Genomic DNA, 22050 nt, shown 5'->3' on the forward strand with positions numbered 1-22050 from the left:
GCGCTCGCCATGACTTCGACACTTCACACCACCCTCGGCGACGAGCTTTACCGCGCATGGCGCGAGCGTGCGCCGATTGCGCCGTTCTCGGCGCGCGCCGAGGGTTTGTCGCTTGCCGACGCTTACCGCGTGCAGCAACACTTCGTCGCCCGCCGCATTGAAGCCGGCGAAACCATTGTCGGCAAGAAGATCGGCGTAACGAGCCAGGCCGTGCAGGACATGCTCGACGTGCGCCAGCCGGATTTCGGCGTGCTGCTTTCCGGCATGCACTATGTCGCCGGCGAGGACATCCCGATTGACAAGCTGATCGCACCGCGCGCGGAAGGCGAGATAGCGTTCTATCTGAAAGACGATCTGCGCGGTCCGGGCATCACGCGAGAAGCCGTGCTTGCGGCAACCGAAGCGGTCGGCGCGTGCTTCGAAATTGTCGATTCGCGCATCCGCGACTGGACGATTCGCATCGGCGACACGGTGGCCGACAACGCCTCATGCGGCGTCTACGTGCTTGGCGAAGAACGCGTCGCGCCACATACGCTCGATCTCGCCGCCTGCCACATGACGCTCGATAAGAACGGCGCGCGTGCCGCGGAAGGCCTCGGCGCCGCCGCGCTGGGTCACCCCGCCGATGCAGTCGCGTGGCTTGCAAACACGCTGGGCGAACTCGGTGTGCCACTCCTCGCTGGAGAAGTGGTGTTGTCGGGTTCGCTGGCGGCGTTGATTCCTGTCACCCGTGGCGACCAGTTGGACATGCGAATTGAAGGTATCGGCAGTTGTTCCGTGCGCTTCATCTGAGCGCTTCATCTGAGCACTTCACCTGAGCGCTTCACCGTCTTTTCCTTGAGGATGCATTGAATGAGCAAGATCAAATGCGCGTTGATCGGGCCCGGCAATATCGGCACCGATCTGCTGTACAAACTGCGCCGCAGCGCGGTACTTGAACCCGTGTGGATGGTCGGTGTCGACCCGGATTCCGACGGCCTCGCACGGGCCCGCGAGATGGGTTTGAAAACGACGGCCGACGGCATTGACGGCCTGCTGCCCCATCTGGCCGCCGACGATATTCGTATCGCCTTCGACGCCACCTCCGCGTATGTCCACCGCGAGCATTCCGACAAGCTGACCGCGCGCGGTGTGCGCGTGATCGACCTGACACCTGCCGCGATCGGCCCATTCTGCGTGCCGCCGGTCAACCTCGCCGCGCAGATCGACCAGCAGGCCATGAATGTCAACATGGTCACCTGCGGCGGCCAGGCGACGATTCCGATGGTATACGCCGTTTCACGCGTACAGCGCGTGGTGTATGGCGAGATCGTCGCGACCGTGTCGTCCCGTTCAGTCGGCCCCGGCACGCGCAAGAACATCGACGAGTTCACCCGCACCACTTCGCTCGCGATCGAACAGATCGGCGGCGCTGCGGTAGGCAAGGCGATCATCGTGATCAATCCGGCCGAGCCGCCGCTGATTATGCGCGACACGATCCATTGCCTGACCGAGACCGATCCGGACGTCGAGGCGATCACGGCTTCCGTGCACGCGATGATCGACGAAGTACGCCAGTACGTACCCGGCTACACGTTAAAAAACGGCCCTGTGTTCGACGGCCGCCGCGTGTCTGTGTTCATGGAGGTCGAAGGTCTCGGCGACTATCTGCCGAAATATGCCGGCAATCTCGACATCATGACCGCGGCCGCCGCGCGTACTGCGGAAGTCTTTGCCCAACAGATGCTTGCTGCATCCCCTGCCACTGCGTAAGGAGCTCCCATGTCATTAGCAGGAACCCGCATTACCGTCCACGACATGACGTTGCGCGACGGCATGCACCCCAAGCGTCACCAGATTTCACTCGACCAGATGCGCTCGATCGCGCGCGGTCTCGACGCCGCCGGCGTACCGCTCATCGAAGTCACACACGGCGACGGCCTGGGTGGCGCATCGGTCAACTACGGATTTCCGGCGCATACCGACGAAGCCTATTTAAGCGCCGTGATTGAAGAACTAAAACAGGCCCGGGTGTCTGCGCTGTTGATACCGGGCATCGGCACGGTTGAGCATTTGCGCATGGCGCACGGGCTTGGCGTGCACACGATTCGTGTGGCGACGCATTGCACGGAAGCGGACGTGTCCGAGCAGCACATAGGTCTTGCCCGCAAGCTGGAGATGGACACGGTGGGCTTTTTGATGATGGCGCACATGTCGCCGCCCGAGCAGCTCGTCAAGCAGGCGAAGTTGATGGAATCGTACGGTGCGAACTGCATCTACATTACCGACTCGGCCGGTTATATGTTGCCTGACGATGTGACTGCGCGCATTGGGTTGGTTCGTGCTGCGTTGAAACCTGAGACGGAGTTGGGGTTTCATGGTCATCACAATCTTGCGATGGGGGTTGCGAATTCGATTGCGGCTATTGCTGCGGGGGCCAATCGTATCGACGCGGCGGCTGCGGGGCTTGGCGCTGGTGCCGGCAATACGCCGATGGAAGTGTTTATTGCTGTGTGCGAGCGGATGGGGATTGAGACGGGTGTCGATGTGTTTGGAATTTCTGATGTTGCCGAGGATCTTGTCGTGCCGATTATGGATGCACCGATCCGGATCGATCGCGATGCGTTGACGCTTGGGTATGCGGGAGTTTATTCGTCGTTTTTGCTGTTTGCCAAGCGGGCTGAAGCGAAGTATCGGGTTCCGGCACGGGATATTCTTGTTGAAATGGGGAGGAGGCGGTTGGTCGGTGGGCAGGAGGATATGATTGAAGATACGGCGCTGACGCTTGCTCGGGAGAGGAAGGTTTTGGTGTAAGGGTTTGGGGTTGGTATTTTGGTCTTTTGGCCTTTCCTTGATTTGTTAGTGGTCTATTAGCGTTGCCCCTGTGCGGGGCGGCACCTACTTTTCTTTGCCTGCCGCAAAGAAAAGTAGGCAAAAGAAAGCGGCTCACCCCGCCAGCTCATAAGCGGGTCCCCCGCACAGCCACGGTAGTGGTGCATCTGGAATCTGTCGCCTCGCACACTCCGCGCCGTTGACAAAGCACTCATCAGCTCCCACTCCGCACTGCGTGCGTCGCGGACGGGTCTGCCTGGGAAACCTGGTCGGCGCTTTGCATAACTGATGGTTTTTTGAACCGGGCGTCGGCGCGCGTAGCGCCGCCGGAAGTATGACTCCTTTGTCACTGAGGCCGAATGTGCGAGGCGACAGATTCCAGATGCACCACTACCGTGGCTGTGCGGGGGACCCGCTTAAGAATTAGCGGTTTGAGCCGCTTTCTCTTGCCTACTTGTATATTCCCTTCTGTGACGCCGACCCGATCAGTTGTCGTCACAGGGACAGTCAGTTCGTCTGCCTACCGGGTTTCGAGCCCGCAGAGAAGCTTGAGCGACTATCCTTTTTCATCCTTCTAACCCGAACAGTTGACTGAGCCTTGAGCTCGTATTTTCCTGCAAGTATGGGTACCGTGATGAATCAATCTTCTTCCGTTTATATCGGCATCGACGTCAGCGGCAGCGCGCTCGATATTGCCATTCACGACACCACCGAACATTTCCGTGTCGACAATGAGCCGGTCGCTATCGAACAGCTGGTGCAACGTCTGATCGCGTTGAGCCCCACACTGATCGTCATGGAGGCCACCGGCAAGCTTGAACTCGCTGTGCTCAGGGCCCTCTGCGAGGCCGGCTTGCCCGCCGTCGCGGTCAATCCCCGGCAGGTACGCGACTTCGCCCGCGCAACCGGCTCGCGTGCCAAAACCGATCGCATCGACGCCTTCGCCATCGCCCATTTCGCCGCGGTCCTCAAGCCCGTCGTGCGCCCGCTCACCGATGTGCAGACCGAGCAGTTGCAGGCCCTGCTGCTGCGCCGTGCCCAGCTCATCGATATGCTCGTGGCAGAGAAAGCACGGCTTGAGCGCGCCCATGCCGCTGCACGGGACAGTCTGAACGAGCACATCAAATGGCTCAAGCAGCAGATCAAGCTCGCTGACAACGACATCGATTCATTCCTGCGCTCCTCGCCCGCGTGGCGCCAGAAGGAAGACCTGCTGCGCTCCGTGCCAGGCATCGGTCCCGGCGCCGCCGCGACGCTGATCGCTTTTATGCCCCAACTTGGCTCGCTGAACCGCCGGGAGATCGCTGCGCTCACCGGCGTCGCTCCCTTCAATAGCGACAGCGGCAGGCACATCGGCAAACGCCGCATTCAGGGTGGGCGCGCCGTCGTGCGGCGAGCGCTCTATATGGCCTGCGTGCCGGCGCTGCGTTTTAACCCGACCATCCGGGCTTTCTATGACCGGCTACGCAAGGCCGGCAAACCGTTCAAGGTTGCTATCACGGCCTGCATCCGCAAGCTCGTCGTCACGCTCAATGCGATGGTCCGTAACGCCACGCCCTGGAGTTCGCCGACTAACTGAGCTTCGTCACGCGTTGCCCTGATGGCGGGCAGTCCGGGCGCGATCATTAATCGTGCTGCATGCGCTCGCCTGTGCATCGCTGACTACCGTGCCGGGCATCGGTCATCCGCCAGCTAGCCGTCGCTTGACTTCCAATACGGTTGCTTCTCTTTGCGGCGGCAAAGAGAAGTAGGTGCCGCCCCGCACAGGGGCAACGCTAATAGACCACTAACAAATCAAGGAAAGGCCAAAAGACCAGGACGGCAACGCCAAACAGACCACGAACACAGCAAGGCAACGCCCAAAATCCAGCTCAACAACAAAACCGCCGAACAGGCCCCTCATCATCTTTCACTCTTCAAACACATGCCGCAAGGCCACCCTCCCCGCCCCCTCCCGAACCTTGATCTCCACGACCTTTCTCGCCGTACTCGAAGGCCGCACATCCGCTGCATCGAGATAAAACTGCGAGTACCAGTCGCGCATCTGATACAGCGGACCATCACCCTCGCACAACAGCGGATTGTCAATCCGCGTCTTCGTATCCCAGATCGCGACGTCCTCATAAAACGCAGCCTGAGCCTGCTTCGAATAAGCACGCGCAATCTCCATGTTCTGCTCGTCGGATAAACCCGGCACCTTCTTCACCATCACGCCGTAACGCAATTCGAAGCTGTTCATATCGACCGGTACATGGCAGTTCAGCAGAATCGAATGGATCGGATGACCACCACTTTTACCCGTCATTTCCGTGATGTGATATGCCGGACCAAAGTAAGTGGACAGCGCGATCAGTTCGTCGTCACCCAGACGCTCGCTGCGGCCAACAAGCAATTGCGTTGCCTTATGCCCTTCGAACAGATTCGCGAAATAATCGATCGGCGCGCCGTGCACAGTAGCGAAGTGGGCCATGTCGGAGATGTTGTCGACCAGCTCGCGGCAGTTCGTGTCGATCTTCATCAGATCCACAACCCAATCGGACCACTCGTCGGAAAAACATGCGTCGATACGGGGAATCGCAACGTCTTCGCCCGGCGGATTGCCTTCGGGGTCATGCCAGATGAACAGCAGCTGGTTCTGTTCGCAAGTCTGCCAGGTGCCGATCCTGGCCTTCGGCGGAATCCGCTTGCAGTACGGAATCGACTGGCAGTTGCCTTCGCCGTCCCACTGCCAGCCGTGAAACGGACACACCAGCGTGTCGCCGTCCACACGGCCAGTGCTCAGATCACCACCCATGTGCGGGCAGTAGCCATCGACCACGTTCACCTTCCCCTGTGAATCCATGAACGCGGCAAGACGTTGGCCAAAAATGTTCAGCGTGTGCGGCTTGCCATCCTTGTATTCGCTGGCAAGACCAAGACAGTGCCAGCCGCGTGCATATCGCTGCACCAGCGGCTGCGCTTCAATTCTGTAGGGACGTGCGGACATCTCTTATCTCCTCCAATGGAAAAGACGGCGCTTCTGAATAGCCGCCGTCATCAGTGCTTCTGCAGAGCGCGCGCAGATTTTCGTGCTCTCGCCTGACGATAAGCGCGACGCACTCCGCCTTCATCGTCCCGATGGACTAGGGACTTCAGCTACCCTTCAACAACTCGTTAGTACCTCGCTAGCGCGCGGGATTGCCATGCTCGAGCGTAGCCGGCTCGACTTCGCCTGACGCCGATGCAGCACCGCGCACGGCCGCATCCGCCGCCTCGGTCGTCTCAGTCGTCTCGGCCGCGTTCAGTACGTTTGCCACGGCCACGTCCGGTGCACCGATCCGCGAACCCGCTCGCCGCTCCGCCCGCTCCACCCCAAGCCATGCCGCCAGCGCCGGCAACAGAAACACCGCACCGAACAGGTTGACGAGAAACATGAAGGCAAGCAGCACGCCCATATCCACCTGGAACTTGAGTGCGGAGAACGCCCATGTCCCCACGCCGATGAACATGGTCACCGCGGTAAACAAGGCCGCGGTGCCGCGTTGACGCATCGCCGCCGCGAACGCTTCGGGCAAAGAGGCTCCGCCGCGCACTTCATGCTGCAAACGTTCGTACAGGTAGATGCCGTAGTCGACGCCCACCCCCACACCCAGCGTAATCACCGGCAAGGTGGCGACCTTCAGCCCGATACCGAGCCAGGCCATCACCGCGTTGCACAAAATCGACACCACCGTCAGTGGCACGACGATGCACAACACCGCACGCCACGAACGGAAGGTCACAAAGCACAGCAACGCGATCGCACCGAAAATCGACAGCAGCATCGCCACCTCGGCGTCGCCAACCGCTTCGTTGGTCGCCGCCATCACGCCGACGTTGCCGCCCGCGAGCCGGAAAGCGATATTCGGCGTGTGATCGGCAGCCGCCAGACGTTTGATCTCATCGACGATATGCGCGATCGTCTTGCCCTCGTGATCGGTGGTGTAGATCAACACCTGAATCGCCTGGCAGTTCTCGGTGTTCATACCGTTGTCCGGATCGAAGGCGCTCGCACCCTGGGTAAGGCCATCGCTCGAACGCGGCAGTGCACCCCAGCGCGGATTGCCTTCGTTGAAAGCGGCAATCGAAATCTTCGCAAGCGAAGGCACGCTCACCACCGACTGCACGCCCGCCACGCCGCGCATCTCCATCTCGAAGCGCTCGATCGCGCTCATCACCGGGTAATGCAGACAGGCATCGTCGTAACCGGTGGTCTCGACGATCACCGCGAGCGCATCGACGCCGATGTTGTACTGACTCGTGATGCGCGCGTTATCGAGGTTGTAGCGCGAAGTGGCGCGCAGCTCGGGCGCGCCGGCGCCAATGTCGCCAATCTGAAGCTTGCGCGACTCCCTCGCGCCGAACGCGAGCAATAACAGCGCGATCACGAACACGCCGAGAGCCGGCACGGGACGCGCGAAGATCGCGAAGCGCGTCCACAGGCGGCTGCCACCCTGCGCCGCGCGGCTTTTTGCACGCGCCAGGGTGCCGGCTTCCAATCGCGTGTACGACAACAGAATCGGCAAAAAAACCTTGTTGGTGACGATCATCAGCAGTACACCAAGGCACGCCGTGACACCTAACTCACGCACGATCTCGATCTGGATGCGCATGATCACCATAAAGCCCAGCGCATTTGTCAGCAGTGCAACGGTACCCGGCACGAACAACTTGCGAAATGCATCGCGTGCGGCATCGGTCGAGGACATGCCCGCAACCAGCGCCTGCTTCCACGCATTGGTCATCTGCACGGCGTGCGAAACGCCAATCGAGAAAATCAGGAACGGCACGAGAATCGACATCGGATCGATACCGAGGCCCAGCACCGGCAACGCGCCGAGCAACCACACCACCGGCAGCAACGCGACGAACAGCGCGAGCACCGTGGTCTTCGCCGAGCGCATGTAGGCAAACAGCAACGCGGCCGTAATCAGGAAAGCGAGGGCGAAAAAGCCGATTACGCCGCTAATTCCTGCCTCCACATCCCCCACGAGTTTCGCGAATCCGATAATGTCGACCTCGACATCCTGGTTCGAATAGCGCGCACGGATCTGTTCGAGTTGGCGCGCCACCGCGCTGTAATCCAGATGCTTGCCGGTAACCGGATCGGTCTCGCGTAACTCCGCGCGAATCAGCGCGGAATGCAGGTCATTACCGACCAATCGGCCGATCTGCCCTGAACGCGCCACGTTGCGGCGCACTTTGGCGAGGTCGTCGGGATTGCTGCTGCTAAATTGGCCAGGCACGACCACGTCCCCGCGAAAACCCGCTTCGGTGACCTCCGTGTAGCGCACATTCGGCGTGAACAGCGAAAACACGCGCGAGCGGTTCACGCCGGGAATGAAGAACACGTCATCGGTCGCGTGACGCAGATCGTCCATGAACGCCGGGTTGTAGATGTCGCCGTGGCCCTTCCAGCGCAGATTCACGAGAATCGTGTTGGCGCCCGGAAAAGCACTCGCATAGCGGTTGAACACCTGCATATACGGGTGCTGCATCGGGATCATCTTGTTGAACCCGGGGTCGAGCCGCAGACGCGTCGCGGAACAGCCCAGCGCGACGGTCAACGCGAGACATAGCGTCAGCAGAATGCGCCGATGCCGCATGATGGCGTCGGCGCAGCGTTCCACAAAGCGTGAAAGGCGGGACGGAGAAGGACGGGACGATGCGTTCATGGTGCGTCTCACGGCAAAACAACGGGGAGCGCGGCGGGCGTGGCGAGTCGGTGGCCGGCGCGCGCGCTATGGAAATTCGGCGAACGAAACCGGGGATTCAGGACGGTGACGCGGCGGGCGACGCGTGCAGCGGTGCAAGCGATGACTGGGCCGCCGGCGAAGCCGGCAGCAACGCCACGCCCGCCTCCCCGCCCAACGCTAGTTCGCCGTGCCCGGCGTCGACCACGGCCGCGAGGCTCTGCACGCCGCCCACCTTACGCACCGTGAAGCTCTGTCCGTTATCGCGCGAGATCACGATCGCACCGCCCTGGCCGACCAGCACCAGTTCACCGTCGGACAGTTGCACTGCGCCGAAATACGAGGTGCCGACATGACTGTCGATATGCGTCCACGTGTTGCCCTGATCGGTGCTGCGCAGCACGTTGCCGCGCATGCCGTACGCGAGCCAGTCGCCGTTTTCCAGCTTCAGCACACCGAATAGCGAGCCCTGATAGGGTACGGGCCGCTTCTCCCAACTCGCGCCGTTGTCGGTCGAGAGGAGCAGCGTGCCGGTTTCGCCCGCGATGATCAAACGGCCACTTGCATCGCCGGCAATCGCATTCAGGTGCCGATCGTCGGCGGGCGTTTTCTGCTGGGTCCAGGTGGCGCCCGCATCGTGCGAAACGAACAACTGGCCGAAGCTGCCGCTGGCGAACACCAGTCCGCTCGCATTGCCCCACACCGACAGCAGCGGGTCCGAATGCTTGCGATCGAAGTGCACCTCGCTCCAATGCGCACCGCCATCGACGGTACGTACGATCCAGCCGTCATGTCCCACCGCGATACCGATACGCGGCGTGATAAAAAAACACCTGAGTAAGCGCGGACGCTTCGTCAGAGGCCATCGCGGCTTGCCGCCAGGACGCGCCCGCATCGTCGCTCAACAGAATGACGCCTCGCTCGCCCACCGCGACGAGATGCGTGCCCGCTCGGGCAAGTCCGTTGATCTGCAGGCGGTCGGCCTGAATGGCAGTCGCCGCGAAAGCCGGCAGCGGGCGAGGCGAAAACGCAAACAGCGCCGCGCCCAACACGGCAGCAGAGAGCAGCAAACCGGGTAGTGTCGATTTCATTTTTTGTCTCCTGTCGACCAGAGTTCGCGCTTTGGCGTGTCGACCAGAGTTCGCGCCTTGTCGCGCTACTCAGGTCCCACGCAGAGCACTTACTCTGGTTCCATGCAAAGCTCCGAGTGCGGTCTACGCCGCTATTTCGAAGAGTGCCGCAGCGCCCATGCCGCCGCCAACGCACATCGTCACGACGACATGGCGCACGCCGCGCCGACGCGCTTCAAGCAACCCGTGCATCGTCATACGGGTGCCGGACATCCCGAACGGATGGCCAACCGAGATCGCACCGCCGTTCACGTTCAGACGGTCCGCCGGAATATGCAGTTGATCGCGGCAGTAAATCACCTGGCACGCGAACGCCTCGTTCATTTCCCACAGCCCGATGTCATTCACCGTCAGCCGATGGCGTGCCAGCAGTTTCGGCACCGCGAGCGCCGGACCAATGCCCATTTCGTCGGCTTCGCAGCCCGCGACAGCCATGCCGCGATAAATGCCGAGCGGCTTCAAACCGCGCTGCTTCGCCTCCGCCACGCTCATCACAACCACCGCCGCCGCGCCGTCGGACAGTTGCGACGCATTGCCCGCGGTAATGAATTCGCCCTGCGCGACCGCCTCGCCACCGCTCCAGACCGGCTTGAGCGCTGCCAGACTGGCCGCGCTGGTATCGGCACGATTGCATTCGTCGCGGCTCGCCCGCACGCTTTCGCTGCCGGCCGGCTTGCCTTCCTTGTCGAACAGCGCGCGCTGCGCGTCGAACGGCACGATCTCTTCGTCGAAGCGGCCCGCAGCCTGAGCCGCCGCCGTGCGCTGCTGACTCGTCAGCGCGTATTCGTCCTGCGCCTCACGTGAAATGCCGTACCGGCGCGAGACGATTTCCGCCGTTTCGATCATCGCCATATAGGCAGCCGGCTGATGCGCGAGCACTGCCTCGGAACGCGCGCGGTACGCATTCTTGTGCTTGTTCTGCGTGAGCGTGATCGACTCCACGCCGCCGGCCACCACGATTCGCGCATCGCCGCACAGGATGTTCTGTGCGGCTGTCGCGATTGTCATCAAGCCCGACGAGCACATCCGGTCCATCGCCATGCCCGGCACCGAAGCCGGCAAACCCGCAGCGGCCGCCGAGAGCCGGCCGATGTTGTAGCCCTGGCTTCCCTGCTGGGCGGCGCAGCCCATCAACACGTCGTCGATCTCGGCAGGGTCGAGTTGCGCGCGTTCGACCGCGGCGCGCACCACGTGGCCGCCGAGTGCTGGCGCTTCGGTGTCGTTGAACACACCGCGAAATGCCTTGCCGATCGGTGTGCGCGCAACCGAGACGATGACCGCTTCGTTCATGAGATTTCCTCTACGGGTTCTACAGGTTTCTACAGGTAGTAGCGGCTGATGGTGTCCGCTACGCAACCGGGTTTTGTCTCGCCGTCGATTTCCACGCTCACGCGAATCCAGGCCTGCACGCCGCCTTCAATCGCTTCGGCGTGCAACAACTGGCCGACGCCACGAATGCGCGCGCCGACTCTCACCGGCGCGGGAAAGCGGATCTTGTCGCAGCCGTAATTGACGCCAAGCCGCGCGCCATCGACACGCACGATCTGCGGCAAGAAAAAATTAACGAGCGAGAGCGTCAGAAAGCCGTGTGCGATACAGCCGCCAAACGGACCATGGCGAGCGCGTTCCGCATCGACATGAATCCACTGGTGATCGAGCGTCGCTTCGGCGAACAGATCGATGCGCGCTTGATCGATCGCGAGCCATTCGCTGGCGCCGAGCGTTTCACCCACGGCGGCTATCAGCGCTTCGGGACGGGCGAATATGCGAGCGGGCTGGCTATGGCCGTCAACGTCGCTCACACTGCCAATGCCACGGGTGCCGCCGATGTCGCCGACTTCAGTCATGACGCGCTCCATCACGCGTGCTGACTGCTGACCGACAGCACTTCGCCAGTCATATACGACGCGTAGTCGCTTGCCAGAAAGACCATCACGTTCGCCACCTCCCACACTTCGGCAGCGCGTCCGAATGCTTCACGCGATGCCAGTTGATCGAGCAGGTCAGCCGAAGCCGACTTCTTCAGAAAATCGTGCAGTGCAATGCTCGGCGCCACCGCGTTGATACGCACGCCGTACGGCGCAGCCTCGAGCGCGGCGCAGCGCGTCAGCGCCATCACGCCGGCCTTCGCTGCCGCGTAATGCGCCTGTTCCGCCTGCGCCCGCCAGCCGAGCACCGATGCGTTGTTCACGATCACGCCCCGGCCTCGCTGCTGCATGTGCGGCAGGATTGCCCGTGTCATGCGGAAGGTGCCGGTGAGGCTAATGTCGATCACCCGCGACCATTCGGCATCGTCCATTTCGACGATGCGACGCGCGCCACCGAGTCCGGCGTTGTTGATCAGCACATCGACGCCTTGCAGCCGGTCTTCGGCATCCGCCACCAGCGTGCGTACGTCCTGTTCCACCGAAACGTTGCACAAGCGTCCGTAAATCGCCTGTAAGCCGGTTTCGGCGCGCAAGGTGTCGACCGCCTGCTCAAGACGCCGCTCGTGGATGTCGGAAATGAAAAGCGCGCGGCAACCTTCTTCGGCGCAGCGTTTGGCGGCGGCGAAGCCGATGCCCGCACCGGCAGCCGCCGTAATCAGCACGGATTTACCCGCCAGCAGTTGATGGCCCGGCACATAGGCAGGCGCGGTACGCACCGTTTGGAATTCGTTCATAGTGTTCCTCGAGGTTCTCTGGACATACCGAGCCCGCGCTCGGCCATGATGTTCAGCTGGATTTCGTTGGTGCCCGCGTAGATGGTGTCGGCGCGCGAGAAAAGGAACACGCCTTGCAGACGGGTACGTTTCGCGTCGCCGCTGTCGATCAGATTGGCGTTGAGGCCCAGCACGTCCATCGCCAGTTGGCCCAGATCGCGATGCCAGTTCGACCAGTAGTATTTGTAGATCAGCGCTTCGCGGCTCAACGCGCCGGCGCCGTTTTCATCGGCAGAGGCGCCCGCCAGCATCCGCAACGCGTTGTAGCGCATCACGCGTAAGCCGGTCCACGCCCGCGCGATCCGTTGACGAACCAGCGGATCGTTCGCCACACCCGCCTCATGTGCCGCGTCGACCACCCATTCGAGCTCGCGGATGAACTGCATCTGCTGACCCAGCGTGGACATGCCGCGCTCGAAACCGAGCAAGGTCATCGCAATGCGCCAGCCGTCGCCCGGCGTGCCGACCAGATCTTCGGCGGCCGCGAGTGCGCCGTCGAAGAACACTTCGTTGAACTCGGCTCCGCCGTTCAATTGTTTGATCGGGCGAATCTCGATGCCGGGTTGATCGAGCGGCATCAACAGGAACGAGAGTCCGCGATTGCCGCGCGATTCGGCGTCGGTGCGCGCAATCACAAAGATCCAGTCGGAATCGTGCGCGAGCGAGGTCCAGACTTTCTGGCCATGCACACGCCAATTGCCGCTCCCGTCGCGGACCGCACGCGTGCGGACGTTCGCGAGGTCGGAACCCGCACCGGGTTCCGAATACCCCTGGCACCAGAACTGCGTGCCGTTCAGGATGCCCGGCAGAAACCGCCGGCGCTGATCGTCGGTGCCGCAGGCGATCAAAGTCGGCCCGAGCAAACCCTCGCCGATATGGCCCATGCGCCCTGGACCGCCGGCGCGGGCGTATTCCTCGTGAAAAATCACCTGTTCGGCGACCGACATCGCACGGCCGCCCTGTTCTTTCGACCAGCCCAGCCCGGTCCAGCCGCCGCTCGCCAGTTCACGTTCCCATTGCTTGCGCAGCGCGGGATAAGCCTCTTCATCGCCGGGGCCGCCACGGTATTGCAGGCAAGCGAACTCGCCACGCAGATGGGTACTCATCCACCCGGCGACTTCCGCGCGCAAACATTGCTGCTGCGTTTCGCTGTTCATCAGAGCACTCCTGCGAGGACAGCTTGCACGTGATCCGCATGCGCCAGCGGCAGTGGCCGGGTTACGCTCGAAGCCTCGCTACGATCGATCACGTGTTCCGCGATAAACGACAGCATCTGCGCGGTCGTGCCGAATTGCGCGCTGCAAGCCTGTGCGCGTTTGAAATACAGTTGCGGGTCGTACTCCCAGGTGAAACCGACGCCACCGTGCAGTTGAATCGCTTCCTGAGCACAAAAACGGAAAGCGTCGTTGGCGGTGGCTTTTGCTGCGGCGATGTCGGTAAGCACAAGCGGCGGTAGCGAAACGGCCGCTTGATCCCATGCTTCATTGCGTGCCTGGTCCCACGCTTGTGCCGCGCCGAGCACGGCCGAACGGGTCGCCTCGATCTCGACCATCATCTGCGCGCAACGATGCTTGATCGCCTGAAACGACGCGATCGCGCGGCCGAATTGCACGCGCTCCGCTGTATAGGCAAGGGTGAGATCAAGGCATTGCTGCGCGCCGCCCAGTTGTTCAGCGGCCAGTGCCAACGCGGCAAACCATACGGTCCTTGCGACCGCTCGTTGCGCCTCGCCGCCACACGCGAGCAGTGCGTCACGCGGCACATCGACCACATTCAGTTCGATACGTGCCAGCGGACGCGTCGCATCAAGCGTGGTGAGCGGCGTACGGCTGAGGCCCGCAAGATCGGCGCAGTTCAATTCAAACAGCGCGATGGTTCGCGACTCGTTGGCGATCCAGGCGGGCACCAGTACGAGATCAACGCTCGCGCCGTCGATAACCTGTGCCAACGTCCCCGACAAACGGTAACCGTAAGCCGTCTCTTCAGCGTAGAGCGTCACCGAACGCGTATCAAAGCCGGGCACGGCGTATGCCGACGCCTTGCGCGTATCGAAACCAGCGGCCGCATCCAGCGCGAGCGTCGCGCTCACCTCGCCGCTCGCGATCCGCGAGAGCCACGCGCGAGCCGCCGTGGATTCGCACTGCGCGAGCGCCGTCGCCGCGAGGCACACCGTGCTGAAATAAGGCACGCAGGCAAGGCGCCGCCCCATCTGTTCCATCAGTAACACCAACTCCATCGCCCCGAGGTCCGCACCGCCCGCCGCTTCCGGCACGGTCAGCGCACACCAGCCGAGTTCGCTGGCGAGCGTGTGCCACAAAGCCTCGTCGCGACCCGCCGTGTGTTCGATCGCCTGCCGCACCACCGCCGATGCGCTGCGCTCGGCCAGCACTTCGGCGGCCGAGTCGCGAATCATGGTCTGTTCTTCGGAGAGAGCGAGGTTCATCGCGTCAGCTTCCGTAGACCTGCTGCGCCGGCTCACGTTCTGCGACCAGCTTCGCCACCGCGGCCCCCAGCGCGGTGACTTGCCAGCGCGCGCCGATGTCGATGCGCGGCCCCGTGCGCCAGCCTTCTGCCACGGCGATCATGCCCCCCGCCGCTTCGAATACCTGACCGGTCACGTCACGCGATTGAGCACTGCCGAGCCAGACGACCAGCGGCGCCACGTTAGCCGGATCGAAGTAATCGAAACCGTTAGCGGGCTTTTTCATCATCTCGGCGAACACACCTTCGGTCATCGAGGTACGCGCCGCCGGCGCCAATGCGTTCACACACACGCCGTAGCGCTGCAATTCCGCGGCCTGCATCAGAGTCAAAGCCGCGATGGCCGCCTTGGCCGCGCCATAGTTCGCCTGGCCGATCGACCCTTGCAGACCCGCCCCCGAACTTGTGTTGACAATGCGTGCGTCCACCTCGCGTCCTGCCTTCGACGCGTCGCGCCACTCGCGGGCCAGCAGTTGCGAGAGACAGAAATGGCCACGTAGATGCACTCGCATCACGTCATCCCAATCGCTCTCGGTCATGCTCGTGAACATCCGGTCGCGGCAAATACCCGCGTTGTTCACAAGCACATGAATCGCGCCGAAGGCCTCATGCGCGGCGTCGATAATGCGTTGCGCCGTGTCGACCCGCGTGATGTCGTCGGCATTCGCCAGCGCCCGGCCACCGGCTCGCGCGATCTCGTCGCAGACGGCTTGCGCGGCTTCCTGACGAATATCGTTGACCACCACCGCCGCGCCCTCGGCGGCGAACGCCAGCGCGTATTCGCGGCCCAACCCTCCCCCCGCGCCGGTAATGATCACGGTGCGTTCGTTGCAGATTCCCATGCTTGATCCTCGTAGACAGTGATGCGCCTGAGTGCGCCTGAATGCGCTTAAAGGCGCTCGATGATCGTGACGTTCGCCAGCCCGCCGCCTTCGCACATTGCTTGCAAACCGTAGCGGCCTTGCGTGCGTTCGAGCTCGTGCAGGAGAGTGGTCATCAAGCGCGCGCCGGTGGCGCCGAGCGGATGACCTAACGCAATCGCGCCGCCGTTCGGATTGGTTTTTTCATGCGGATAACGCAGTTCGGCAAGCCACGCGAGCGCCACTGACGCAAACGCTTCGTTCAGTTCCACCACGTCGATGTCGGCGAGCGCGAGGCCGGCCTTCTTCAATGCGTGACGTGTCGCGGGAATCGGGGCGGTGAGCATCCACAGCGGATCGTCGCCAAGCACGCTGAGGTGATGAATACGGGCGCGCGGCGTGAGGCCGTAACGCTTGAGCGCCTCTTCGGAGACGATCAACAATGCCGCCGCCGCGTCGCAGGTCTGGCTCGAGACAGCCGCCGTTAGCGCGCCGCCTGGCATCAGCGGTTCAAGCGCGGCCATTCTGGCAAGCGTCGTGTCCTTGCGCGGTGTCTCGTCATGAACGACACCGGCGAACGGCACAATCTCGCGCGCAAAGTGGCCACCCTCAATCGCAGCCAACGCGCGCCGGTGACTCTCCAGTGCATACCGTTCCATCGTTTCGCGCGACAGGTTCCAGTGGTCCGCGATCCGTTGCGCCGCGTGAAACTGCGACACCGGCGCATCGCCGAACCGCGCGCGCCAGCCGATGCTGCCCGAGAACGGATCGGTGAAACCAAGCGGCTCGGCCGCCGTCATCGCCGACGAAATCGGAATCTGCGTCATGGTCTGCACGCCACCCGCAACCACCACATCCTGCGTGCCGCTCATCACCGCTTGCGCCGCAAAATGCACGGCTTGCTGCGACGAACCGCATTGCCGGTCCACCGTGACACCCGGCACCGTCAACGGCAAGCCGGCGGCGAGCCAGCAGGTGCGGGCGATATTGCCCGCCAGCGGACCAATCGTATCGACGCAGCCGAACACCACGTCGTCGTATTCCTCGGCGGGAATGCCGTTGCGGGCGACCAGCTCCTTCAATACGAAGCCGCCGAGATCCGCGGCATGCACTTGCGCGAGTCCGCCTTTGCGGCGACCGGTGGGTGTGCGCAGCGCATCGACGATATAAGCCTGTTTCATTACGATTCCAGTTCGAAAGTGCGGGCCGGTCCGATCGGAGCACAGGACTCGATCAGCGCGTCGGCCACGCGGGCCTTGTGAAACGTCGTGTCGCCCCAACTGCCCGAGAGCGCCCAGATGCGTTTCATGAAGATCTGCAAGTCGAGTTCCCACGTGTAGCCGATCGCGCCGTGCACCTGCATCGCATGGCGCGCGGCGAGTTGCGCCGCGGCGGTGGCGGCAAGCTTCGCGTGGGAGACGTAGAGCGCGCGCTGCGGGTCGTTGTCGGCGATTGCGCAGGCGGCCCGGTACACCACCGGCCGCGCGAACTCGTAGCGAATCGCGACGTCGGCGAGCAGATGCTTGAGCGCCTGATACGAACCGATCGGCTTACCGAACTGTTTGCGTTGCGCGCTGTAATCGATCGCGACGTCGAGCACACGCTGCGTGAGGCCGAGCAATTGCGCGGCAACAGCGAACGCACCCCGGTCGAGTGCGCGCGCCAGCAAGGGTTGCGCTTCGGAGGCCGTCGCCACCCGGGTGTGCGGCGTTGCCTGCCAATCGATTTCGAACAGCCGCCGCGAAGGATCGATGCTCTCCACCGGATTCAATCTGCAAGCGTCGGGTGTGAGCCAATGCAGCTCGCCACCGCGCTCGCACAACAAAACCTTTGCGACGTGCGCATCGCTGACATAGGGATTCACCGGATGCGCAATCGCCACTCGCGCCGAACCCGCCGCGACATCACGCAACAACGCATCGCGTTGCCCGCTCGCCGGCAAGCCTTCCAGCATGCCGACCGCCACGAGCGCCGTATCGAGTAACGGCTCGGGTCCCGCGAAATAGCCATAGGTCTGCGCAAGCAGCGCCCACTCCACGTCACCGAGTCCCAGGCCAGCGAAATTTTCCGGCACCGACACGGCGGTCAGCCCTTGCGATGCGAACATGTCCCACATACGCTCCGAGCGGCCCGTGGGCGTAGTCCACAACTCACGGATCAACTCCGGCGTCATCTCCGTCATCAGAAAGCGCTTGACGCTGCTGGCCAATGCTTCCTGATCTTCGTTGAATACGAAATCCATAGTTCCTCGCTCAATCCTTTACGCGTCTGAATGCCGGCTGCAGCGGCTTGCATGCTTGCAGCACCGGCATCACGAGCGCGGCATACCCAACATCCGTTCGGCGACGATGTTGCGTTGAATCTCGTTGGTGCCCGCATAGATCGGCCCCGCCTGCGCGAACAGGAAACCGTCGAGCCAGTTGCCGAGCGCCGCGTGCTGTTCGTGCGTCTGCGGCACGACTTCGGCGTGCGCGCCGAGAATATCGAGCGCGGTCTGATGCATGCGCAGGTCGAGTTCGGACCAGAACACCTTGTTGGTGCTCGACTCCGCACCGATGTGGCCACCCTTATGCAAGCGGCTCGCGGTCGCGTAGGTGGAGAGCGCGTAGGCCTGCGCATCCATCCACGCGCTGATCACGCGGTCGCGCAAGGTGGGATCGCGATCAGCCTGTTCACGGTGCGCGAGGTAGAGCGCGCGCAATGCTTCGGCCGTGCGCTGAAAACGCGCGGGCGAGCGCAGCATCAGGCCGCGCTCGAACCCGGCGGTCGCCATCGCGACCTGCCAGCCCATGCCTTCGCCCGCCAGACGATTTTCGACCGGCACGCGTACGTCGTCGAAGAAAATCTCGGCAAAGCCGGTGTGGCCGTTCAACTGACGGATGGGCCGCACGGTGATGCCCGGCGTCGAAAGCGGCACCATCAGGAAGGTCAGACCATGATGGCGCGTGGATTGCGGATCGCTGCGAAACAGGCCGAACAGCCAGTCGGCCCATACCGCGCGCGTCGACCAGATCTTCTGGCCATTCAGGATGTACTCGCCGCCCTTTCCATCGTCGGTACGGATCGCGCTGGCACGAATCGCCGCCATGTCGGAACCGGCGTTCGGCTCGGACCAGCCTTGCGCCCATACGTGCTCGCCCGCCGCCATCGCGGGCAGAAAGCGGGCCTTCTGCTCGTCCGTGCCGAAGTCCATCAAGGTCGGACCGAGCAGGAAGATGCCGTTCTGGTTCACACGCATAGGCGCATCGGCGCGCCAGTACTCTTCTTCGAAGATCAGCCACTCGATCAGATCGCAACCGCGTCCGCCCAGTTCGCGCGGCCACGTCACCATGCTCCAGCGGCCTGAATGCAGCGTGCGCTCCCATTCCCGGTGCGCGGCAAAACCCGCCTCGGTATCGAAGCTCGGCAGCGGATCGCGCGGCACATGGAGCGCAAGCCAACTGTGGATCTCGGCGCGAAACGCGCGTTGCGCCGGCGTGTAATCGAGCTTCATGCGCGTGCTCCGGCCTGGCGTTCGGCGTCGTTGCCGCCGTCGAACTGCGCGTCGCGTTTTTCGACGAAAGCCGAGCGTGCTTCCGCCGAATCGTTCGTCATGTACGCCTGCAAGGTGAAGCCCTGCTCCCAGCGGTATTTGTCTTCGAGGTTGCCGTCTTCGACACCGTTCAGCGCTTCTTTTGCAAGCTGCAACATCGCGGGGCTCTTCGCGGCGATCTTGCGGGCAATCTCGAAGGCCGCGTCACGCAGTTGTTCGCGCGGCACCACGCGCTCGACCGCGCCGAGCCGGTATGCTTCGGCGGCGTCGACCATGTCGCCGGTGAAATACATCGCGCGCACTTTCTGCACGCCGAACATGCGCTGCAAATGCGCGCCGCCGCCCATCGCACCTCGGTCGATCTCGGGGACGCCGAAACGCGCACATTCAGACGCGACGATCACGTCCGCCGCGCCGCAGATGCCAATACCGCCGCCCAGTACGAAACCATGCACCGCGACGATCACCGGCTTCGGATTACGGTGCACCGCACGAAAGGTCGCGTAATTGCCGGCGTTGACCGCGACGATCCGTTCGGGATGTGCGGCCAGTTCCTTGATATCGACGCCCGCGCAAAAGCCACGCCCTGCGCCGCGCAGCACAATTACGTGCACGCTGTCGTCACGGCCGAGCGCGTCGATGGCGTCGGCCAGCGCCTGCCAGCCGCGCGCGTCGAGCGCATTGACCGGCGGCTGGTCGATCACCAGCTCGCCGATGCCGCCTTCGCGTTCGATTCTGAACGGCAGCGAGCGGACGCTATTGATGGGTTCTGTCATGTCTCCGTCCCGGGTGAATAATGCTGATTTGCTTTAGCGGGTCATGCGCTGCGTTGGGGAATGCACGAGGTCATGCGTGAACCGGTTCGCTGCGCATCGCCGCGAGTGCGTCGAGCCGCGCCACGGCTTCTTCGACAATGCGTGCAATCAAGGTCTCGCACGGTTCGATCGCGCCGATCACCGCCGCGACCTGGCCGCTCGGCAGCACACCCTCGTCCGGCTTACCTTCGACAATCGCGCGTTGAATCAGAAACGGCGCGTTCGCCGCCATCAAGGTCTGACTCGCGGTGTAGCTGTGATCGCGCAGCGCCTTGAAACCGAGCGCGGCCATCTGGCTCAAACTCATGCCGCTCTGGCGGCGCCATGCTTCAGCCGTGCGCAATGCGAAAAGCGTGCGGCGCAGCGGGCCGAATGCTTCGAGACGCAGCAGATACGGGTTGTCGATCATGCGCTGCGGCAAGCCGTCCAGCGCCGCGGACACGCGGATTTGCGAAGGATCGTCGACCTCCACGTAGCGCGCGAGCGTCGAGCGCGGCACCGGTGACTCTTCGGCCATCAGAAAGCGCGTGCCCATCGCGATGCCCGCCGCGCCGTAGCCAAGCGCCGCCGCGAGACCACGCCCGTCGCAGAACCCGCCTGCCGCGATCACCGGCACCTTCACTGCATCGAGTACGCGCGGCAACAGCAAAGTCGTCGGCATCGAGCCGGTATGGCCACCGCCCTCCGCGCCTTGCACGGTGACTGCATCGGCGCCCAGCTCGACCGCTTTGGCCGCGTGTTTCGGGGCACCTACGGTGGGAATGCACATCACGCCCGCATCCTTGAAGCGGCGGATCGTCTTTGCGTCCGGCCCGCGGCCGTAACTCACCGCCCGCAGCCGGTGTTTGATCGCCAGATCGACTACCTGCGCCGCGTTCGGCTGGAACATATGAAAGTTGATGCCGAACGGCTTGTCCGTCAGCTCCTTCACACGCAGGATTTCCGCTTCCACACGTTCGGCTTCCAGCGTTGCGCCGGCGAGAAAACCGAAGCCGCCCGCATTACAGGTTGCGGCGACGAGTCTCGCATCGGCTACCCAACCCATCGCCGTCTGCACGATCGGATATCGACAGCCAAGCAAGTCGCACAGGGGCGTATGCAGCGTCGCGCTCATGCGGCCTCCCCGTCGGCCTTGCCGTTCTCCTGCGCGCCGCCAGGCCGCTGCGACTCGGCCATCTTGCGCGCGTCATAGCCACCCAGTTTGTCGCCGCTCACCAGTTCGTTGTGCGCATGCGCGAAGTGATGCCAGGCGAACGCCGCATCCATCGCCGCGCGCTTGCCCTGCAACTCTTCGACGTGATTCACGGCCTGCTTGGTCAGCGTCAGGCCGAGACGCGGCATGCGCGCGATCTTCGCAGCGATTTCGGTCGTGACGTCCTGCAGACGCTCGCGCGGCACGACGCGATTGACCATACCCATCTGATAGGCACGCGCCGCGTCCATCCGCTCGCCGAGAAACAGAAACTCCTTGGCAATGCGCGGATTCAGTTCATATGCATGCGCGAAGTACTCGACGCCTGGAATGCCCATGCGCACCACCGGATCGGAAAAGAATGCGTCCTCCGATGCGACGATCAGGTCGCACACCCAGGCCAGCATCAGGCCGCCCGCTACGCATGCCCCCTGCACCATCGCGATGGTCGGTTTGGGCAGATCGCGCCAGCGGCGGCACATGCCGAGATAGACCTCCTGTTCGCGGGCGTATAGAAACTCGCCGCCCTCCTTGCCGACATGGTCGTACCAGAGCGAGGCACGCTCGAACGACTGATCGATGTCGCGGCCCGGCGTGCCGATATCGTGGCCCGCCGAAAAATGCCTGCCTGCACCGGCGAGTACGATGACCTTCACCGCATCGTCGTTCGACGCACGCTTGAACGCCGCGTCGAGCGCATACGTCATCTTCGAGTTCTGCGCGTTGTGGTACTCGGGACGATTCATTGTGAGCGTGGCAATGCCGTCGTTCACGCGATAGTCGACAACGTTTTCGTGGGTGACTTGCATGATGTCCC

20 protein-coding genes are annotated in these 22050 nt (G+C 63.0%); 4 read left to right on the forward strand and 16 right to left on the reverse strand.

Annotated elements, in window-relative coordinates:
* Nucleotides 1–9: 9 nt before the first annotated feature.
* From dmpE to GH665_RS32990, 4 genes are all read left to right on the forward strand, one after another.
* Nucleotides 10–792 carry a 2-oxopent-4-enoate hydratase gene (gene dmpE, locus GH665_RS32975; protein ID WP_153141296.1) on the forward strand — a complete coding sequence of 261 codons (783 nt, stop codon included), beginning with the start codon at nucleotides 10–12 and terminating at the stop codon, nucleotides 790–792.
* Nucleotides 793–852: 60 nt separating this feature from the next.
* Nucleotides 853–1752, forward strand: a complete 900-nt coding sequence (locus GH665_RS32980; protein ID WP_153141297.1) for an acetaldehyde dehydrogenase (acetylating) — start codon at nucleotides 853–855, stop codon at nucleotides 1750–1752.
* Between the two features lie 9 nt (nucleotides 1753–1761).
* The gene (dmpG, locus tag GH665_RS32985) at nucleotides 1762–2793 is read left to right on the forward strand and encodes a 4-hydroxy-2-oxovalerate aldolase (protein ID WP_153141298.1); all 1032 of its coding nucleotides are present in this window, start codon (nucleotides 1762–1764) and stop codon (nucleotides 2791–2793) included.
* 652 nt (nucleotides 2794–3445) lie between these two features.
* The gene (locus GH665_RS32990) at nucleotides 3446–4390 is read left to right on the forward strand and encodes an IS110 family RNA-guided transposase (protein ID WP_174771707.1); all 945 of its coding nucleotides are present in this window, start codon (nucleotides 3446–3448) and stop codon (nucleotides 4388–4390) included.
* A 330-nt stretch (nucleotides 4391–4720) separates the two neighbouring features.
* Here the strand turns inward: GH665_RS32990 and GH665_RS32995 are convergent, their stop codons facing one another.
* The 16 genes from GH665_RS32995 to GH665_RS33065 form a co-directional block, all read right to left on the reverse strand.
* The gene (locus GH665_RS32995; protein WP_153141299.1) at nucleotides 4721–5797 is read right to left on the reverse strand and encodes a 3-ketosteroid-9-alpha-monooxygenase, oxygenase component; all 1077 of its coding nucleotides are present in this window, start codon (nucleotides 5795–5797) and stop codon (nucleotides 4721–4723) included.
* A 178-nt stretch (nucleotides 5798–5975) separates the two neighbouring features.
* Complete coding sequence (locus tag GH665_RS33000) at nucleotides 5976–8504, reverse strand: efflux RND transporter permease subunit (RefSeq protein WP_153141300.1); 2529 nt, start codon at nucleotides 8502–8504, stop codon at nucleotides 5976–5978.
* 97 nt (nucleotides 8505–8601) lie between these two features.
* Complete coding sequence (locus GH665_RS33005) at nucleotides 8602–9321, reverse strand: WD40/YVTN/BNR-like repeat-containing protein (protein ID WP_246216443.1); 720 nt, start codon at nucleotides 9319–9321, stop codon at nucleotides 8602–8604.
* Complete coding sequence (locus tag GH665_RS39295) at nucleotides 9311–9613, reverse strand: beta propeller repeat protein (protein ID WP_246216444.1); 303 nt, start codon at nucleotides 9611–9613, stop codon at nucleotides 9311–9313. Before GH665_RS39295 ends, GH665_RS33005 begins: the two co-directional genes overlap by 11 nt.
* 123 nt (nucleotides 9614–9736) lie before the next feature.
* Complete coding sequence (locus GH665_RS33010; RefSeq protein ID WP_153141301.1) at nucleotides 9737–10942, reverse strand: acetyl-CoA C-acyltransferase; 1206 nt, start codon at nucleotides 10940–10942, stop codon at nucleotides 9737–9739.
* Nucleotides 10943–10971: 29 nt separating this feature from the next.
* Nucleotides 10972–11499 carry a MaoC family dehydratase gene (locus GH665_RS33015; protein WP_153141302.1) on the reverse strand — a complete coding sequence of 176 codons (528 nt, stop codon included), beginning with the start codon at nucleotides 11497–11499 and terminating at the stop codon, nucleotides 10972–10974.
* Nucleotides 11500–11510: 11 nt separating this feature from the next.
* Nucleotides 11511–12314, reverse strand: a complete 804-nt coding sequence (locus tag GH665_RS33020; protein ID WP_153141303.1) for an SDR family oxidoreductase — start codon at nucleotides 12312–12314, stop codon at nucleotides 11511–11513.
* Nucleotides 12311–13510: an acyl-CoA dehydrogenase family protein gene (locus GH665_RS33025; RefSeq protein ID WP_153141304.1), complete on the reverse strand. Its 1200-nt coding sequence runs from the start codon at nucleotides 13508–13510 to the stop codon at nucleotides 12311–12313. Before GH665_RS33025 ends, GH665_RS33020 begins: the two co-directional genes overlap by 4 nt.
* Nucleotides 13510–14796 carry an acyl-CoA dehydrogenase family protein gene (locus GH665_RS33030; RefSeq protein WP_153141305.1) on the reverse strand — a complete coding sequence of 429 codons (1287 nt, stop codon included), beginning with the start codon at nucleotides 14794–14796 and terminating at the stop codon, nucleotides 13510–13512. Before GH665_RS33030 ends, GH665_RS33025 begins: the two co-directional genes overlap by 1 nt.
* A 4-nt stretch (nucleotides 14797–14800) precedes the next feature.
* A complete protein-coding gene (locus GH665_RS33035) occupies nucleotides 14801–15676 on the reverse strand; it encodes an SDR family oxidoreductase (RefSeq protein ID WP_153141306.1) in 876 nt (291 codons plus the stop codon).
* A 47-nt stretch (nucleotides 15677–15723) separates the two neighbouring features.
* Nucleotides 15724–16875, reverse strand: a complete 1152-nt coding sequence (locus GH665_RS33040; RefSeq protein WP_153141307.1) for an acetyl-CoA C-acetyltransferase — start codon at nucleotides 16873–16875, stop codon at nucleotides 15724–15726.
* The gene (locus GH665_RS33045) at nucleotides 16875–17936 is read right to left on the reverse strand and encodes an acyl-CoA dehydrogenase family protein (RefSeq protein WP_153141308.1); all 1062 of its coding nucleotides are present in this window, start codon (nucleotides 17934–17936) and stop codon (nucleotides 16875–16877) included. The genes GH665_RS33040 and GH665_RS33045 overlap by 1 nt, the downstream gene beginning before the upstream one ends.
* Before the next feature lie 69 nt (nucleotides 17937–18005).
* Complete coding sequence (locus GH665_RS33050; RefSeq protein ID WP_153141309.1) at nucleotides 18006–19187, reverse strand: acyl-CoA dehydrogenase family protein; 1182 nt, start codon at nucleotides 19185–19187, stop codon at nucleotides 18006–18008.
* Complete coding sequence (locus GH665_RS33055; protein ID WP_153141310.1) at nucleotides 19184–20002, reverse strand: enoyl-CoA hydratase family protein; 819 nt, start codon at nucleotides 20000–20002, stop codon at nucleotides 19184–19186. Before GH665_RS33055 ends, GH665_RS33050 begins: the two co-directional genes overlap by 4 nt.
* A gap of 70 nt (nucleotides 20003–20072) precedes the next feature.
* The gene (locus tag GH665_RS33060) at nucleotides 20073–21155 is read right to left on the reverse strand and encodes an NAD(P)H-dependent flavin oxidoreductase (protein ID WP_153141311.1); all 1083 of its coding nucleotides are present in this window, start codon (nucleotides 21153–21155) and stop codon (nucleotides 20073–20075) included.
* Nucleotides 21152–22042 carry an enoyl-CoA hydratase gene (locus GH665_RS33065; protein ID WP_153141312.1) on the reverse strand — a complete coding sequence of 297 codons (891 nt, stop codon included), beginning with the start codon at nucleotides 22040–22042 and terminating at the stop codon, nucleotides 21152–21154. Before GH665_RS33065 ends, GH665_RS33060 begins: the two co-directional genes overlap by 4 nt.
* Nucleotides 22043–22050: the final 8 nt, after the last annotated feature.

The sequence above is a fragment of the Paraburkholderia agricolaris genome, from assembly GCF_009455635.1.
Classification (GTDB): Bacteria; Pseudomonadota; Gammaproteobacteria; order Burkholderiales; family Burkholderiaceae; genus Paraburkholderia; species Paraburkholderia agricolaris.

Excerpts from the sequence above, each read along its gene's own strand:
- GH665_RS33055 (WP_153141310.1), bottom strand. The coding sequence starts at position 20,002 with ATGACAGAACCCATCAATAGCGTCCGCTCGCTGCCGTTCAGAATCGAA.
- dmpE (WP_153141296.1), top strand. The coding sequence starts at position 10 with ATGACTTCGACACTTCACACCACCCTCGGCGACGAGCTTTACCGCGCA.
- GH665_RS39295 (WP_246216444.1), bottom strand. The coding sequence starts at position 9,613 with ATGAAATCGACACTACCCGGTTTGCTGCTCTCTGCTGCCGTGTTGGGC.
- GH665_RS33035 (WP_153141306.1), bottom strand. The coding sequence starts at position 15,676 with ATGGGAATCTGCAACGAACGCACCGTGATCATTACCGGCGCGGGGGGA.
- GH665_RS32980 (WP_153141297.1), top strand. The coding sequence starts at position 853 with ATGAGCAAGATCAAATGCGCGTTGATCGGGCCCGGCAATATCGGCACC.
- GH665_RS33030 (WP_153141305.1), bottom strand. The coding sequence starts at position 14,796 with ATGAACCTCGCTCTCTCCGAAGAACAGACCATGATTCGCGACTCGGCC.
- GH665_RS33065 (WP_153141312.1), bottom strand. The coding sequence starts at position 22,042 with ATGCAAGTCACCCACGAAAACGTTGTCGACTATCGCGTGAACGACGGC.
- GH665_RS33020 (WP_153141303.1), bottom strand. The coding sequence starts at position 12,314 with ATGAACGAATTCCAAACGGTGCGTACCGCGCCTGCCTATGTGCCGGGC.
- GH665_RS33060 (WP_153141311.1), bottom strand. The coding sequence starts at position 21,155 with ATGAGCGCGACGCTGCATACGCCCCTGTGCGACTTGCTTGGCTGTCGA.
- GH665_RS33000 (WP_153141300.1), bottom strand. The coding sequence starts at position 8,504 with ATGAACGCATCGTCCCGTCCTTCTCCGTCCCGCCTTTCACGCTTTGTG.
- GH665_RS33010 (WP_153141301.1), bottom strand. The coding sequence starts at position 10,942 with ATGAACGAAGCGGTCATCGTCTCGGTTGCGCGCACACCGATCGGCAAG.
- GH665_RS33050 (WP_153141309.1), bottom strand. The coding sequence starts at position 19,187 with ATGAAGCTCGATTACACGCCGGCGCAACGCGCGTTTCGCGCCGAGATC.
- GH665_RS33045 (WP_153141308.1), bottom strand. The coding sequence starts at position 17,936 with ATGGATTTCGTATTCAACGAAGATCAGGAAGCATTGGCCAGCAGCGTC.
- GH665_RS32990 (WP_174771707.1), top strand. The coding sequence starts at position 3,446 with ATGAATCAATCTTCTTCCGTTTATATCGGCATCGACGTCAGCGGCAGC.
- GH665_RS32995 (WP_153141299.1), bottom strand. The coding sequence starts at position 5,797 with ATGTCCGCACGTCCCTACAGAATTGAAGCGCAGCCGCTGGTGCAGCGA.
- GH665_RS33015 (WP_153141302.1), bottom strand. The coding sequence starts at position 11,499 with ATGACTGAAGTCGGCGACATCGGCGGCACCCGTGGCATTGGCAGTGTG.
- dmpG (WP_153141298.1), top strand. The coding sequence starts at position 1,762 with ATGTCATTAGCAGGAACCCGCATTACCGTCCACGACATGACGTTGCGC.
- GH665_RS33040 (WP_153141307.1), bottom strand. The coding sequence starts at position 16,875 with ATGAAACAGGCTTATATCGTCGATGCGCTGCGCACACCCACCGGTCGC.
- GH665_RS33025 (WP_153141304.1), bottom strand. The coding sequence starts at position 13,510 with ATGAACAGCGAAACGCAGCAGCAATGTTTGCGCGCGGAAGTCGCCGGG.